Annotated in this window: 13 protein-coding genes; all 13 read left to right on the forward strand. The window is 61.2% G+C overall.

From position 1 onward, the window contains the following. Positions 1-121: 121 nt before the first annotated feature. Positions 122-1,636, forward strand: coding sequence for a replication-associated recombination protein A (locus HMPREF2710_RS05550; protein WP_070599975.1), 1,515 nt, complete (start codon positions 122-124; stop codon positions 1,634-1,636). Positions 1,637-2,333: 697 nt separating this feature from the next. Further along, a complete protein-coding gene (rpsD, locus tag HMPREF2710_RS05555) occupies positions 2,334-2,966 on the forward strand; it encodes a 30S ribosomal protein S4 (RefSeq protein ID WP_005508739.1) in 633 nt (210 codons plus the stop codon). A gap of 305 nt (positions 2,967-3,271) precedes the next feature. Continuing rightward, positions 3,272-3,718: a DUF948 domain-containing protein gene (locus tag HMPREF2710_RS05560; RefSeq protein ID WP_070506242.1), complete on the forward strand. Its 447-nt coding sequence runs from the start codon at positions 3,272-3,274 to the stop codon at positions 3,716-3,718. Further along, positions 3,718-4,212 (forward strand): peptide chain release factor 4, encoded by a 495-nt coding sequence (locus HMPREF2710_RS05565; protein ID WP_070506243.1) that lies wholly within the window; start codon positions 3,718-3,720, stop codon positions 4,210-4,212. The genes HMPREF2710_RS05560 and HMPREF2710_RS05565 overlap by 1 nt, the downstream gene beginning before the upstream one ends. 132 nt (positions 4,213-4,344) lie before the next feature. Continuing rightward, positions 4,345-7,032, forward strand: coding sequence for an alanine--tRNA ligase (alaS, locus tag HMPREF2710_RS05570; protein ID WP_070599978.1), 2,688 nt, complete (start codon positions 4,345-4,347; stop codon positions 7,030-7,032). A gap of 2 nt (positions 7,033-7,034) precedes the next feature. Continuing rightward, positions 7,035-7,598 carry a Holliday junction resolvase RuvX gene (gene ruvX, locus HMPREF2710_RS05575; RefSeq protein ID WP_012903482.1) on the forward strand — a complete coding sequence of 188 codons (564 nt, stop codon included), beginning with the start codon at positions 7,035-7,037 and terminating at the stop codon, positions 7,596-7,598. Further along, positions 7,595-8,788 (forward strand): endolytic transglycosylase MltG, encoded by a 1,194-nt coding sequence (gene mltG, locus HMPREF2710_RS05580; RefSeq protein WP_070599980.1) that lies wholly within the window; start codon positions 7,595-7,597, stop codon positions 8,786-8,788. Before ruvX ends, mltG begins: the two co-directional genes overlap by 4 nt. Before the next feature lie 273 nt (positions 8,789-9,061). Continuing rightward, positions 9,062-9,997 (forward strand): shikimate dehydrogenase, encoded by a 936-nt coding sequence (locus HMPREF2710_RS05585; protein ID WP_049343756.1) that lies wholly within the window; start codon positions 9,062-9,064, stop codon positions 9,995-9,997. 119 nt (positions 9,998-10,116) lie between these two features. Further along, the gene (gene aroC, locus HMPREF2710_RS05590) at positions 10,117-11,334 is read left to right on the forward strand and encodes a chorismate synthase (RefSeq protein ID WP_049343754.1); all 1,218 of its coding nucleotides are present in this window, start codon (positions 10,117-10,119) and stop codon (positions 11,332-11,334) included. Beyond that, positions 11,334-12,761, forward strand: coding sequence for a shikimate kinase (locus HMPREF2710_RS09255; RefSeq protein WP_246824536.1), 1,428 nt, complete (start codon positions 11,334-11,336; stop codon positions 12,759-12,761). The genes aroC and HMPREF2710_RS09255 overlap by 1 nt, the downstream gene beginning before the upstream one ends. Positions 12,762-12,800: 39 nt before the next feature. Further along, complete coding sequence (aroB, locus tag HMPREF2710_RS05600; RefSeq protein ID WP_070599982.1) at positions 12,801-13,922, forward strand: 3-dehydroquinate synthase; 1,122 nt, start codon at positions 12,801-12,803, stop codon at positions 13,920-13,922. A 227-nt stretch (positions 13,923-14,149) separates the two neighbouring features. Continuing rightward, on the forward strand, positions 14,150-14,713 hold the full coding sequence (gene efp / locus HMPREF2710_RS05605; protein ID WP_005505932.1) for an elongation factor P: 564 nt from the start codon (positions 14,150-14,152) through the stop codon (positions 14,711-14,713). Then, complete coding sequence (gene nusB / locus HMPREF2710_RS05610; protein ID WP_005505934.1) at positions 14,713-15,123, forward strand: transcription antitermination factor NusB; 411 nt, start codon at positions 14,713-14,715, stop codon at positions 15,121-15,123. The genes efp and nusB overlap by 1 nt, the downstream gene beginning before the upstream one ends. Positions 15,124-15,434 lie beyond the last annotated feature (311 nt).

Genomic DNA, 15,434 nt, shown 5'->3' on the forward strand with positions numbered 1-15,434 from the left:
AAAACCCACGGCGAAGACACTAACCTATCGAAACCCCATCGAAAACCCATGTGGCTTCACGCCGCGAGCTAAATCCGCACCCCGAACCCACCTCAAGCCTTTGAAACGATAGAGTAAGACTATGGCTGATTCCCTCTTTGATCTTGAATTGCCCGATGACGGGGACCGCGTGAGCTTGATTGGCGCGCCCGCTGAGGAGTCCGCCTCCTCGCGTGCCTCTGCGTCGCGTGCGCATTCTGCGCGTTCGGCGTCTCGTGCACCGTTGGCGGTGCGGATGCGTCCGCGCACGATTGATGAGGTCCTCGGCCAGGAGCATCTGCTGACTCCGGGTGCGCCTCTGCGCGTGTTGGCGGGGGAGAACGCCGGCCCGGCTGGCCCGTCCTCGGTGATTTTGTACGGCCCTCCGGGTACGGGTAAGACCACTCTGGCGCATGTGATTGCGCGCGCGCCGGGTCGTAAGTTCGTGGAGCTTTCGGCGATTACCGCGGGCGTGAAGGATGTGCGCGCGGTCATGGATCAGGCACTGCTCGACCGCGACATGTACGGCACGACCACCGTGCTGTTCCTCGACGAGATTCACCGTTTCACCAAGGCTCAGCAGGATGCGCTCCTGCCCGGCGTGGAGAACCGCTGGGTGATTCTGGTGGCGGCTACGACGGAGAACCCGTCGTTCAGCATTATTTCGCCGCTGCTCTCGCGCTCGCTACTGTTGCGGGTTCATTCGCTGGAGCAGTCCGATATTGAGCATCTGATTGACCGTGCGCTGGCTGACCCGCGCGGTTTTGACGGTGCGGCGGTCATTGACGCGGATGCGCGCGCCCACCTCGCCGCGGTTTCTGGAGGCGACGCTCGCCGCTCCCTGACCTCCCTAGAGGCGGCGGCGGCGATTGCGTTTAGCGAGGCTGAAGCTGCGGGAAATGCCCCTGCAGAAACTGGCCCCGCAGAAACCGGTGCCGAAGAGGCTGACCCTGCCGCGCCCGTGCGCATCACCCTGGCGCATGCTACGGAGGCAGTGGACCGCGCCGCGATCCGCTACGACCGTTCGGGCGATCAGCACTATGACGTGGTGAGTGCGTTCATTAAGTCCATGCGCGGCTCTGATGCGGACGCCGCGGTGCACTATCTGGCGCGCATGCTGGAGGGCGGCGAGGATCCGCGTTTTGTGGCTCGGCGCATCATGATTTTGGCGAGTGAGGATATTGGCCTGGCTGATCCGCAGGCGCTGCAGGTGGCGACGGCTGCGGCGCAGTCGGTGGCGCTGGTGGGCATGCCGGAGGCGCGTATTATCCTGTCGCAGGCGGTGATTTATTGTGCGCTCGCGCCGAAGTCAAACGCGGCGTATAACGCGATTAACCGTGCGATTGCGGATGTGCGTGCGGGTGCTTCGGGTCAGGTTCCGGTGCATCTGCGTGATGGTCATTATGCGGGGGCTAAGCAGTTTGGTCACGGCGTGGGGTATGTGTATGCGCATAATGAGCCGGGGCATGTGGCGGCGCAGCAGTACCTGCCGGATACTCTGCGCGGTACGGTCTACTACGAGCCGACTCAGCACGGTTTTGAGCGTACGTTGACGGAGCGTCGTGAGCGTATTCGCCGTATTTTGGATGCGGCTCCGGTGCAGGATACGACCCGTTAGCTTACGTGGCTCCCATCGAGCCGTCTACTACTTTGAGTGCTGACCACCGGGGGAGTGGTGCGCCTCGGCAGGAAAGCAACCGTATAGAGCAAGCAGCCGTATAGGGATGAGCGCAAACAGAAAGCGGTGCGTAGTACCTCGGTAGTACTGCGCACCGCGTCAGAGTTTTGAGTTGTGATAGACGTCTTGACTATCGGCCTTCCCGGAAGGGCGGACGCCAAGCTTGTTATGGTTTCTAGTCTAGGCGATATGGGGGTCTGATTCAAGCTAATCCCATAGATTCACAGGTTAAAAATAACGAAATGATTACAATCCAACATCTCGACCCCGCAATTTTTCGGGAAAGGTGCACCTAAATAGCGCTGACGGGTGCAAATATTTTCTATTGGGGTCGTGTGGGTAACCATCAAAAACCCACATGTGCCGTGATTTGAACCAAAGAATCCCCAAAAGGCTGGTAAAGCCCGGGCGCATCCGGTAAGCTTGACGGGTCTGGCAATTACTATGCCCGCATTTGTGCGAGCGTCAGTAATGTAGCTGCGGGGTACTCTGCCCCGAGCTCTCCGCCCCACCGCCGTACAGCAACGACCGAACCGGTCGCGTACGGATTCCGGCGGGGTCAACCGAGGAGGCCAGTATTCAACAGACCGAGGCCCCACCCGTGAGGGTGCAGGAGCCTCACATAGAAAGGTAGATTGTGGCTAAGCACAACCGCACCCGCCGTACCGTGCGTCAGTCCCGTGCCCTGGGCATTGCACTGACCCCGAAGGCAGAAAAGTACCTCGAGCGTCGTCCTTACGGCCCCGGCCAGCACGGCCGTGCCCGCAAGAAGGCTGACTCCAACTACGCTACCCAGCTGAAGGAAAAGCAGCGTCTGCGCGCTCAGTACAACATCCGCGAGGCACAGATGCGCCGCGCATACCTCGAGGCAAAGCGTACCGAGGGCCAGACCGGTAAGAACATGGTCGAGCTGCTCGAGACCCGCCTCGACGCTCTGGTTCTGCGTGCAGGCTTCGCCCGCACCATTGCACAGGCACGTCAGATGGTTGTTCACCGTCACATCATGGTTGACGGCGTTCGCGTGGACCGCCCCTCGTTCCACGTCAAGCCCGGCCAGCTGATCCACGTTCACCCCAAGGCTGAGAAGACCACCCCCTTCCAGGCTGCGGCTGCAGGTGAGAACCAGGCAGTTCTGCCCGAGGTTCCCGCATACCTGAACGTTGAGATCGAGAAGCTGCACGCAAAGCTTGAGCGCAAGCCCAAGCGCGAAGAGATCCCCGTGATCTGCGACGAGCAGCTGGTCGTTGAGTACTACTCGCGTCTGGCATAATCTCGATTTTTCGAGAAGCAACCCGTCCTGCACCGTTCGGTGGGGGCGGGTTGTTCCCGTTTAACGCGCGGGTTTTTGGGGTATATACACTACAGGGCAGTGATGCCGCTGAACCTGTGAATCTTCCGTCGCTGGGAGTTTCATGAGAGTTTAGGGGGCGCTTGAAGGATTTTTCGACTAAAATAGGGGATTGAGCTGTGTATACAGTCCTGAACTGTATGCACGATCCGGCTGTACGCCACGGTGGCGTCCAGCCTTGTACGACTATTGATAAGCATCATGCATTGAGCGGAATGGGGTTATAGATGACCGGCGGAGATATTGCGGGCCTGATTGCAGCAGGAGTTTTTGCGATTCTGGTGGCTCTTCTTGCGTTACCCATTATTCGCCTGACTAAGGTGTTTGATGAGCTTATCGTGACGATTCGTTCGCTGAACCAGAGCACCGGCCCTCTCATTGAAGAGGTGACCCGTACTGTGGTGACCACCAATGAGCAGCTGGAGAAGGTTGACGACATCACCTCGAACGTTTCGGATGCGTCCGCGAACGTTTCTGCGCTGTCCTCGCTGGTGACCTCGACTGTGGGTCAGCCGCTGATTAAGGTTGCGTCCTTCTCGTACGGTGTGCGTCAGGCGTTCCGCGGCGGCAAGACCGGCGATGCACACGGCACCGCTGGCAACACCGGCAACACCCACACTGGCGGCCAGTACGGTTCGGCTCAGTCCTCTTACTCTGCAGGCGGTGAGAACTAATGGGTCTGCTTCGTTCAGCTCTTCTGCTCGGCGCCGGCGCGGCGGTTGGTTACTTCGCTTCCAGGCGTGCCACCTCCGAACCTGCTCAGCGTACCCCCGGCAGCGCCCTGCTCATGCGTGAGCACGGTGAGCTTGCCCTCAACCCGGAGTCTCATATGGGAAAGTTCTTCGATTCGCCGATTGGCAAGCCCCTGCAGCCGTATGCGTTGCGTGCTGTTGAGTTCGCCGCCCGCGTGCGTGAGGGCATGCAGGAGAAGGAGATGGAGCTCAACGCTAAGGTGGAGCGCCAGAAGCAGGATCTGCGTCCTGGCTCCCTGGATACATGGGACCGCCAGATGAGCTCGGCTGAGATTGAATCCACGAACCGCCGCCTGGCTGAGCGTGAACTCATTGAGGTGGAGGCTGAGATTGCCTCCTTGGAAGAGGCTCAGAAGCGAGCGCGTGAGCAGCGTATTGCGCGTGACCGTCAGCTCGGCGACGGCTTCTTCAACTAGGTTTTTAAAGGTGGTGTTTTTGTCCGTTAACCACGGTACGAGGGTGGCTCGATTAGCCATTTTGCTCTCGGACAGGCACCATAGGTCAGTAGACTAATTTAGAATTTCGCACAGATTACTCTAAGGAACGAGATGCTCTCACAGGAGATTTCTAAGCGTTGGATCGATTTCTTCGCTTCCCGCGGCCATACTGTGGTGCCTTCGGCATCGCTGATTTCGAACGAGCCCGGCGCTATGTTCACCATCGCCGGTATGGTGCCGTTCATTCCCTACTTCCTGGGCCGTGAGACCCCTCCGTTCTCCCGCGCGACCAGCGTGCAGAAGTGCATCCGCACCCTGGATATTGAAGAGGTCGGTAAGACTGCGCGTCACGGTACCTTCTTCCAGATGGCTGGTAACTTCTCCTTTGGTGATTACTTCAAGGAGAAGGCGATTCCTTTCGCTTACGAGCTGCTGACCACCCCTCAGGATAAGGGCGGTTTCGGTCTGGATCCGGAGCGCCTGTGGGTCACCATTTATGAGGGTGACGATGAGGCCTTCGACATTTGGCACAACAAGGTGGGCTTCCCGGCTGAGCGTATTCAGCGTATGGGCATGAAGGAAAACTACTGGTCCACCGGTCAGCCCGGCCCCGCAGGTCCCGACTCGGAGATCTTCTACGACCGTGGCCCCGCGTACGGTAAGGAAGGCGGCCCGGCGGCTGACGATGACCGTTACATTGAGATTTGGAACCTCGTGTTCATGCAGTACCAGCGTGGCGAGGGCATCGGCAAGGATGACTTCGAGATTCTGGGTGATCTGCCGAAGAAGAACATCGATACCGGTCTGGGCGTTGAGCGTCTTGCCATGTTGCTGCAGGGTGTTGAGAACTTCTACGAGACCGACCAGGTTCGCCCCGTTCTGGACGCTGCTTCTAAGCTGTCCGGTAAGAAGTACCACGGCTCTGAGTCCGCTGAGGACGAGGGCTACGAGGACGACGTGCGTATGCGCGTGGTGGCTGACCACATCCGTTCCTCGCTGATGCTGATTGCTGACGGCGTGACCCCCTCCAACGAGGGTCGCGGCTACATTCTGCGCCGTCTGATGCGCCGTGCGATTCGCGCGATGCGTCTGCTGGGTGTGACTGAGCCCTGCCTGCCCGTACTGTTCCCGGCTTCGCGTGATGCGATGAAGGGTGCTTTCCCGTACGTTGCTGACGACTTCGAGCGTATTTCCCGTATTGCGTACGCTGAGGAGAAGGCGTTCCTGCACACCATTGAGACCGGTACTGAGCGTCTGGAAGAGGCTGTTGCTGCGGCTAAGAAGGACGGCTCCAACGCTGTTTCTGGTGCTGAGGCGTTTGCTCTGCACGACACCTACGGCTTCCCGATTGACCTGACCCTGGAGATGGCTGCTGAGGCTGGCGTGAAGGTTGACGAGAAGGCTTTCCGTGAGCTGATGGCTGAGCAGCGTCACCGTGCGCAGGCTGACGCTAAGGCGAAGAAGGGTGCGTTCGCTGACCTGTCCGAGCTGCGTAAGCTCGTGGACGAGCGTGGCTCCATCTTCACCGGTTACACCGAGCTGCGTACTGAGACTAAGCTGCGCGCAATCCTGGTGGATGGCGTTTCCGTGCCCGCTGCTAAGGCTGGCGACAAGATTGAGGTTGTCCTGGATGAGACTCCGTTCTACGCGGAGGCTGGTGGCCAGGCAGCTGATACCGGTGTCATTACCGGTAACGGCTTCGTCATTGACGTTCAGGACGTTCAGCAGCCCGTGAAGGGTCTGAGCGTTCACCGCGCCGTTGTGCGTGAGGGTGAGGTTCACACCGGTGCCGATGTTGTGGCACAGGTTGATGTTCAGCGCCGCCGCGACGGTGAGAAGGCACACTCCGGTACCCACATCATTCACGCTGCCCTGCACCAGGTGCTCGGCAACGAGGCTACTCAGCGTGGCTCTTTCAACAAGGAAGGCTACCTGCGCTTCGACTTCGCGTGGGGCGAGGGCCTGTCCGAGTCCGCTAAGCGTGAGGTTGAAGAGGTTGCTAACCTCGCGATCCGCGATAACCACGAGGTGATTACCCGTGAGATGCCGATTGCTGAGGCTAAGGCTCTGGGCGCTATGAGCCTCTTCGGTGAGAAGTACGGCGACGTGGTGCGTGTTGTTGAAATCGGCGGCGAGTTCTCCCGCGAGCTGTGCGGTGGTACCCACGTTGGTTCGTCCGCTGAGATTGGTTCGCTGACCCTGCTGACCGAGAGCTCTGTTGGCTCCGGTAACCGCCGTGTTGAGGCGCTGGTGGGTCTGGATTCCTTCAACCACCTGGCTGCTGAGCGTACCCTGGTGAACCAGCTGACCGGCCTGATGAAGGTTCAGTCCTCCGCTGATCTGCCCGAGAAGATTAACCAGACTCTGGCTAAGCTGAAGGCTGCTGAGAAGGAACTGGCTCAGTTGCGCCGCGAGAAGCTGCAGGCTGAGGCTGGCAAGCTGCTGGAGAACGCACAGACCATCGGTTCTGTTCGCGTTCTGGCGCATGACGCTGGCGAACTGGACGCTAACGGCGTTCGTGAGCTGGCTCTGGATCTGCGTTCGCGCTTCGGCTCCGAGGCCGCTGTTGTCGCCGTGGTGGGTGTGGCTAATGGCCGCCCCGTCGTCCTGGTGGCAACCAACGAGGGTGCTCGTGAGGCTGGCGTGAAGGCTGGCGCTCTGGTCCGCGTTGCTGCCGGTGTTCTCGGCGGCGGTGGCGGCGGTAAGGACGACGTCGCTCAGGGTGGTGGCCAGGACGCATCCAAGATTGGTGCTGCACTGGACGCTGTCCGCGACGCTATCGCACAGGCTCAGGCCTAAACATGGCAGAATTCCAGCGCGGAGTGCGGATGGGTGTCGATGTGGGTAATGCCCGCGTCGGCACCGCCCTCAGCGACCCCGACGGCATTCTTGCCACCCCGCTCAAGACGTTGCGCCGCGACGCGAAGAAGAACTCTGACCGCCGCGTTTTGCGCAAGCTGATTGAGGTGAACGAGGTGGTGGAGGTGTTCGTCGGCCTTCCGAAGACCATGCGTGGTGGGGATTCTCCCTCCACGGAAATGGCTCGGGAGTACGCTCAGGCTCTGCGCTCCGAGCTGGATGCCGAAGAGAAAACACACATTAACATTTGGCTGGTGGATGAGCGACTCACCACCGTGAGCGCTCACCGTGCACTGCACGAGGCTGGGGTTTCCAGCCGAGATTTCAAGACTATGGTTGACCAGGTGGCGGCTGTGAACATTTTGCAGTACAGCCTGGATGCCCTCAAAGCGGGGCAGTCCGTAGCCGGGTACAAGGTGAGCGATCCGGCCCACGAAGAAAACCGACCGTCCGAGTCAGAAGGGACCACGGTCGGTGCCGTCAACGAAACGGAGAACCTTCAGTGACCGAACAGAATAAACATCCCGAAGAGAGCGGGCTCGACCTCTTTAGGCCGACAGCCGAGGATGAACGTAAGGGCATCACCGGCATCACGATGGAACAGGAAATCGTGTCGGTGGCTACGTTGCGTGCGCGTAAGCGCCGCCGCCGCGCCATCATGCTGAGCGCTATTTCCTTGTTTGTGGTGGCTCTGGTCATCATTTCGGGTGCCTTGATTACTCGCTATGACCCGTTCAAGACTCGTGACTACTCGGGTGGCGGCAATGGTACGACCGTGACGTTCACGATTCGTTCTGGCCAGTCCACCGCGCAGGTGGCGCAGGAGCTTGAGGCGGCGGGCGTTATTGCTGATGCTGATAAGTTCGTTGAGGTGTACACCAAGGAGAGCAAGGGCAAGTACCTGCAGCCTGGCACCTACGAACTGCAGCAGCACATGAGCAGCTCGAGCGCGATTACGACCATTATCGAGGCGAACAGCAACGTACTGTACCTGGCGATTCCGCAGGGTAAGCGCGTGAGCGAGACCATCGATTTGATTGTTTCTGGCTCCGATGGCGCGTTCACCCGCAAGCAGGTTGAGGACGCGGTCAGCAACTACACCCAGTACGGTGTGCCGAGCAACTTCCCCTCGATTGAGGGTTGGCTGCACCCGGGCGAGTACCGCTTCCCGAAGGACACCGACATCAAGAAGGTCATTCAGACCATGGTTGATAAGACCAAGGCTGACCTGAAGGAAGCCGGCGTGAGCGGCGACCAGAAGACCTTCGAGGTTCTGACCATCGCCTCCATCGTGGAGCTTGAGGCTCAGCCGAAGGACTACGTGGCGGTTGCAGGCATCATTGAGAACCGTCTGAACAACCCCGATGGTGAGACCTCGGGTCTGATTCAGTCGGATGCGACCGTGACTTACGGTCTGGGTGTCCGTTCGTACCACCTGACTGAAGAGCAGAAGGCCGATAAGAGCAATAAGTACAACACTTATGCGAATAAGGGTCTTCCGAAGGGTCCGATTGGTTCCCCGCAGCTGGCTTCGATTAAGGCTGCTGCGGCTCCTGAGAAGAACCCGTACTACTACTGGGTGACCGTCGACCTGGATTCCGGCGAGACCAAGTACTCCCGCACTTACGCTGAGCACCAGCGTTACGTGGAAGAGTACAACCAGTGGTGTTCTAAGCACCCGAACCGCTGTAGCTAAGTTGTAGCTCATTGGTTTAGCTGGTAGCTACGATTTGGTAGCTTTGGACTGAAGGTTCCTTGCTGAGGCGGGTACCGCCTCCACGAGAGTGGGGGAGGTGCCCGCCTTTGCCGTACCCGAATGCTGGGCTGGACTTGGCTGTTGGGCTGTACCTGATTGTTGGTGTCCCTTAAAATGGGTAGAGTGCGCCTATGAACTTGGGTTCGTGGTGTGCATGTCCGCAAGCCCCAAGCGTTGAGAGCGTTCCCCAGCGTTGAGAGCGAAAGAGTATCGATGAAGACTGAACCGTACCGCGAAGCCTCGTATCTTCGCCGCGCCTACGTGCTGGGCCACCCGATTGCCCATTCGCTCTCGCCCGCGCTGCATCGGGCCGCGTACGCGTACCTGGGCGAGGCGAACCTCGAGTACGATCGTCGCGATACCCTGCCCGATGACCTGCCGGCGATTATGCGCGGCGTGCGTAACCCGGTTGGCACCGAGGAAGCCCCGTATATTGCGGGCCTGTCGGTGACGATGCCGTTGAAGACCGCGGTCATCAAGTATTGCGATGAGCTGAGTGAGACCGCCCGCGTGACCGGTGCGGTGAACACGGTGTACCCGCGCGGCGAGAGGGTGCTGGGCGATAACACGGACGTGATTGGCATTGTGAACGCGCTGCTGCACGCGGGTTTGGAACCGGAACCGCTTAAGGATTCTGCCGCGATTGTGGGCGGGGGAGCGACCGCGATTTCCGCCCTGACCGCCCTGCATCAGCTGGGTTACCGCCGCGCGAGCGTGTACGCCCGTTCGCTGCATAAGCTGGGTAGCGTGCAGGAGGCGGCGGACCGCCTGGGCGTGCAGCTGTCGACCGTTGCCCTGGCCGAGCTGCCGCAGAATCTTGCGGAGCGCGGTCATCACCCGGTGGTGTCTACTCTTCCTGCCCATGCGGCGGATGAATGGGCGAGCCAGCTGAGCGGACTGAAGGGCGCCTCCGCGACGCACCGGCCGGTACTGCTCGATGTTGCGTATAACCCGTGGCCTTCGGTGCTGGCGAGCGCCTGGGAGGCTAACGGCGGCACGGTGGTTTCTGGCCTGGAGATGCTGCTGTATCAGGCGGTGGAGCAGGTGCTGCTGTTTACCGGCCGTGAACTGCAGCCCGCCGAACTGCTGGGTCTAATCAATGCGATGTGCGCGGCGGTTGATCTTGCGCCTCGTGCTTCCGTTTCGTGAAAAAAGCGTGCTTTCACTCGCTCAGTAAACAGGCATTTTATACACTATTTATACACGTGAAGAATTATTATTCCTTCCACCTGCGCGCCGGTGCGGGTGACACGAAAAGAGGTTAACCTATGGCTCTTCGTTGGCTCACTGCCGGAGAATCCCACGGCGAGGCGCTCGTCGGCATTATTGAGGGCGTTCCCGCCGGTGTGGAACTCACCAGCGACATGGTGCGTGACGCCCTGGCTCGCCGCCGTCTCGGCTACGGCCGCGGTGCCCGCATGAAGTTCGAGGAGGACCGCGTGCGCATCCTGGGCGGTGTGCGTCACGGCCTGACTCAGGGCGGCCCGGTCGCGATTGAGATTGCGAACACCGAGTGGCCCAAGTGGACCGACGTAATGAGCTCCGACCCTGTGGATCCGAAGCTGATTGAGGGTCGTGCGCGTAATGCTGCGCTGACCCGTCCGCGCCCCGGTCACGCCGATTTTGCGGGTATGCAGAAGTACAACTTCTCTGAGGCTCGCCCGGTGCTGGAGCGCGCCTCCGCACGTGAGACTGCGACCCGCGTGGCTCTTGGCGTGGTTGCCGCCCAGATTTTGAAGGCTCTGGGTGTTGAGCTGGTTTCTCACACCGTGGCTGTGGGTGGCGTGCACGCTCCCGAGGGTGCCCCGGTGCCTTCGCCCCGCAACGTTGACCAGCTGGACGCTGACCCGCTGCGCTGCTTCGACAAGGCAACTTCCGACGCGATGGTTCAGCGCGTGGACGAGGCGCACAAGGACGGCGAGACTCTCGGCGGTGTGGTTGAGGTGCTCGCGTACGGTATGCCTCCCGGACTGGGTTCGTACGTGCACTGGGACCGCCGCCTGGACGCGCGCCTTGCCGCAGCGCTGATGGGTATTCAGGCTATTAAGGGCGTTGAGGTTGGCGACGGTTTCGCGACCGCTGACCGCCCGGGCACTGCCGCTCACGATGAGATTTCCATTGGCGAAAACGGTGTAACCCGCGATACCAACCGTGCAGGTGGTATTGAGGGCGGCATGAGCATTGGCGACCTGCTGCGTGTGCGCGCGGCAATGAAGCCCATTGCGACCGTGCCGAAGGCCCTGAAGACCATTGACACTTCCACCGGTGAGGAGGCTCGCGCCCACCACCAGCGTTCGGATGTGTGTGCTGTTCCCGCCGCCGGTGTGGTGGCGGAGGCTATGGTCGCCCTGGTGCTCGCTGAGGCGGCACTGGAGAAGTTTGGCGGCGACTCCATTGGCGAGACTCGCCGCAACATGGATTCCTACCTGGAGGCCATTCCGGCGTCTCTGGCGTGGGAGTCTAACGTGGCTGGTTGGGACGCGTAGTGCCCCTTCCGGTTGAGCCTGCGGGCGTTCACCCCGTCGCGTCGAGCCCCCTGGCGCGTATTGCTGCGGCTGCGCAGCGTGCGCGAGGGGGCGCTTCGCCGCGCCCGGAAACCGGCGCAGAATCCGGTGCGGAACCCGGTGTATCTGCCGCGGCTGAGCGGGTTGTTGAGGCTGCGAGCGCTGAGGTTCGTGAGACTGTTGCGCGTGAGGCCACCGCCTCGGTTTCTTCCGCGTCAGTTTCCTCTGCGCGCACGGCTTCTCGCGTGCCGACCCCGGCCGACCTGATGCGTTCGGGTGTTCGCCCCCTGCCCGCCGCTCCCGTGAGCGCGCGGGGCGTGCGTCTGTACGCCTCCTCGGTGTCTGAGGATGCCGACCCGGCGCTCGGCCTGGACGAGGACCTGCGCCTGAAGCTGCTCAGCGCCCTGCAGGGCATGGCTGAGGAGGAGCCTCGCGAGGAACCCGCGAAGGCGGAAGTTCCCAAGCCCGCAGCTCCAAAACCGGCCGCGCCCAAGCCGACTGTGCCTAAGCCGGCACCTCCGAAGCAGGCTCAGCCCGCGGCGGGGGAGAGCGCAACCTCTGCCCCCGTTCCTGCTCCCGCGCAGAAGGCCGAACCCCAGCCCGCGCCGGCACAGACCGAAACTTCCGCGGCTCCCGCGCCCAAGCACGCTGTGGCTAAGCCGCTACGTCCGACCCCGGCGCTATTCGGCAAGGTGCAGGTTTCTGCGGCTGAGTCTGTGGCTGAGGAAATCGTGGCGGTGGACTCCGCCGAGGCCGCGGCCGAGATTGAGGCGCGCGCCGCATCCGAGGCGGAGCTGAACGCCGAGCTCGAGGAGTCCACCCGCATCCACCCGCAGCAGGTGCGCGAGATGCACGAGAACTTTGCCGAGCAGTCGCGCCCCATCGTGCTCATTGGCCCCATGGCGGCCGGTAAAACCTACATCGGCACGCACCTGGCGCGCTTCTACGGCTACGAGTTCCTCGACGCCGACCAGCTGATCGTGGAACGCTACGGTGAAGTCTCCGAAATTTTCGAGATTTTCGGTGAGGCGTATTTCCGCGAGCTGGAACGCAAAACCATCGAAGAGGTCCTCACCTCGCCCGTGTACCGCAACACGGTGTTCTCCCTGGGCGGTGGCGCGCCCATGACCGACTCGGTTGCGGAGCTCCTCAAGGACGAGTGCGTGGTGTACATCCTGGTTGACGCCGAGACCGTCACCCCGCGCATTACGGGCAATAAGACCCGCCCGCTGCTGCAGCCGAACCCGGTCGAGCGCTGGACCGACATTTTTGAGCGTCGCCGCACCCGCTACGAGGAGCTGGCGCACTTTACCCTGGACGCTCGCGGCGGCCGACCCATTACCGAGATGACCGCAGAGATTCAGGCGTACGTCACCGCCAGCCGCAAGGCGCGGGCGAACAACTCCTGACCCCCCTCCTACCCCCACTCTCCTGTGAAAGGACACACGATGAGCACTCAGCCCACCTTTGGCGCTTCCGGCGAAGCGGATATCACCCGTATTCCGGTGACCGGTAGCTCCCCGCGCGAGAACTACGAGGTTCTCATCGGCCACAACCTGCTCGGTAAAATCCCCGAAATTCTGGGCAACCGCACCAAGAAGGTGCTCGTGATTCACCCGCGTGCCCTGCGTTCCACCGGTGAGCTGGTCATGGAAGACCTGCGTGCCATGGGCTACGAATCGTTCAGCGCCGAAATCCCGGACGCTGAGGAGGCCAAGCACTACCAGGTGGCGGCGTTCTGCTGGCAGGTGCTCGGCCAGAACGACTTCACCCGCACCGACGCGATCATCTCTGTGGGAGGCGGCGCCATTACCGACCTGGCCGGCTTCGTCGCGGCAACCTGGCTGCGCGGCGTGCGCGTTATTCACATTCCGACCACCCTGCTCGGCATGGTGGACGCTGCCGTGGGCGGTAAGACCGGCATCAACACCGCCGAAGGTAAGAACCTGGTCGGCGCGTTCTGGCCGCCCGCCGCGGTGCTCTGCGAGATTGGCACCCTGCGCACCTTGCCTGAACATGAGCTGCTGACCGGCATGGGTGAGGTCGTCAAGTGCGGCTTCATCGCAGACCCCGAAATCCTTGACCTGATTGAGGCGAACCCGAACGCCGTACGTGACTCGCAGTCCGCCGTGATGCGTGAACTCATTGAACGTAGCGTGCGCGTGAAGGCGGAGGTCGTCTCCGAGGACCTGCGAGAATCCGGCCGCCGTGAAATCCTGAACTACGGCCACACCCTCGCCCACGCCATCGAGCGCAACGAACGCTACCAGTGGCGTCACGGCGCGGCAGTGTCCGTCGGCATGGTCTACGCCGCCGAACTGGCGCTGGCAACCGGCCACGCCGACGAAGAACTCGTGGCACGCACCCGCCGCATCCTCGAATCCCTGGGCCTGCCCACCTCCTACAAGGCAGACGCATGGCCCCAGCTGCTCGAAGCAATGCGCCGCGACAAGAAGGCACGCGGCAACCTGCTGCGCTTCATCATTCTTGACGGTTTGGCTCGCCCGCGCGTCTACGAGGTGCCGGACGACTCAATCCTGTACATGACCTACCAGGAAATTACTGAGTAGGTGGTGAGTCCCGTACATTTACCGGATGCACATGGCACATGCCCGCCGCATATGGCAGTCAGCATGCGGTAGCCGGGCGGGGCGCCACAGAAAAACTGTGGCGCCCCTGCTAGGCAAACTCGTGCGCATCCTGTAGAATGTACGGGACATATTTTTGCTCATTGAAAACTTAGCGCCTCGCCGGGTACCACTACGGCGTGAGCGTCGATGACACGAAGGAGAGCCCCATGGCATCCACTACCGATATTAAGAACGGCGCCGTCCTGAAGATTGACGGCAACCTCTGGTCCGTCGTTGAGTTCCAGCACGTTAAGCCCGGTAAGGGTGGCGCGTTCGTTCGCACCAAGCTGCGTAACGTTACCTCCGGCAAGGTCGTCGACCGCACCTTCAACGCTGGCGCTAAGATTGAAACCGCAACCGTTGACCGCTCCGACTACCAGTACCTGTACCAGGACGGCGACGACTACGTCTTCATGGACATGAAGACCTACGACCAGATCAACGTTCCCGCAACCGTTGTCGGCGACGCAGCAAACTACATGCTCGAGTCCCAGACCGCAACCATCGCAATGCACGAGGGTAGCCCCCTGTACATCGAGCTGCCCGCATCCGTGGTCCTCGAAATCACCTACACCGAGCCCGGCCTGCAGGGTGACCGCTCCACCGGCGGCACCAAGCCCGCAACCGTTGAGACCGGCTACGAGATCCAGGTTCCCCTGTTCCTGGAGACCGGCACCAAGGTCAAGGTTGACACCCGCACCGGTGAGTACCTCGGTCGCGTGAACGACTAATGAATTCGCGTACTAAAGCCCGATTGCGCGCCCTCGAAGTGCTCTTCGAGGCGGATCAGCGCAACGAAGATTATATTGAGGTACTCCGCCGCCGCCGACTGTACACGGTAGCGCAGATTTCTGCTTACTCTGAGGAAATCATTCGTGGCGTTCGCGACCACGATGAAGAGATCCGCGAGTTTGTGGAGACTTACGCCCGTGACTGGTCCTTCGAGCGTATGCCCGCCGTGGACCGTGCCGTGCTGCGTATTGGCACTTGGGAGCTTCTGTACAATGACGAAGTTCCGGATGCTGTCGCAATTTCTGAGGCTGTCGGTCTGGCGCGTGTGCTGTCCACGAATGAATCTCCGAAGTTCGTGAACGGTCTGCTGGATAAGCTCCGTCAGGTGAAGCCGACCCTGCTCGCGTAAGACGTCCCGCCGCGGCCTGCCCGCCAGCTTTTATGGCTGGTTGGTTTGCCGCCGTTGAGGATGCACCCGCAGGGAGCGTACGTGAAACCCCCACCGTACTGTAGTTCGCTACAGGACGGCGGGGGTTTTCTGTGTCTAGGTTGCGTTTGGTTGGTGCAGTTCTGCGTGGGGTTCCGTATTGGGTGCGGATGCGCTCGCAGGGTTTGTTAGCAACAGTTGAGGTTTCATCGGAGCCAGTGGGTAGGGTAGGCGGCAACAGTCGAGGCTTCACCAGACAACGCAGGCGGGGGAGTGCCCCCTCTGCGGCGCTG

The sequence above is a fragment of the Rothia sp. HMSC069D01 genome (assembly GCF_001810135.1).
Taxonomy (GTDB): domain Bacteria; phylum Actinomycetota; class Actinomycetes; order Actinomycetales; family Micrococcaceae; genus Rothia.

Coding starts and splice junctions, on each gene's coding strand:
- HMPREF2710_RS05565 (WP_070506243.1), top strand. CDS start 3,718: ATGGGTCTGCTTCGTTCAGCTCTTCTGCTCGGCGCCGGCGCGGCGGTT.
- HMPREF2710_RS05550 (WP_070599975.1), top strand. CDS start 122: ATGGCTGATTCCCTCTTTGATCTTGAATTGCCCGATGACGGGGACCGC.
- aroC (WP_049343754.1), top strand. CDS start 10,117: ATGGCTCTTCGTTGGCTCACTGCCGGAGAATCCCACGGCGAGGCGCTC.
- ruvX (WP_012903482.1), top strand. CDS start 7,035: ATGGCAGAATTCCAGCGCGGAGTGCGGATGGGTGTCGATGTGGGTAAT.
- HMPREF2710_RS05560 (WP_070506242.1), top strand. CDS start 3,272: ATGACCGGCGGAGATATTGCGGGCCTGATTGCAGCAGGAGTTTTTGCG.
- HMPREF2710_RS05585 (WP_049343756.1), top strand. CDS start 9,062: ATGAAGACTGAACCGTACCGCGAAGCCTCGTATCTTCGCCGCGCCTAC.
- aroB (WP_070599982.1), top strand. CDS start 12,801: ATGAGCACTCAGCCCACCTTTGGCGCTTCCGGCGAAGCGGATATCACC.
- alaS (WP_070599978.1), top strand. CDS start 4,345: ATGCTCTCACAGGAGATTTCTAAGCGTTGGATCGATTTCTTCGCTTCC.
- nusB (WP_005505934.1), top strand. CDS start 14,713: ATGAATTCGCGTACTAAAGCCCGATTGCGCGCCCTCGAAGTGCTCTTC.
- efp (WP_005505932.1), top strand. CDS start 14,150: ATGGCATCCACTACCGATATTAAGAACGGCGCCGTCCTGAAGATTGAC.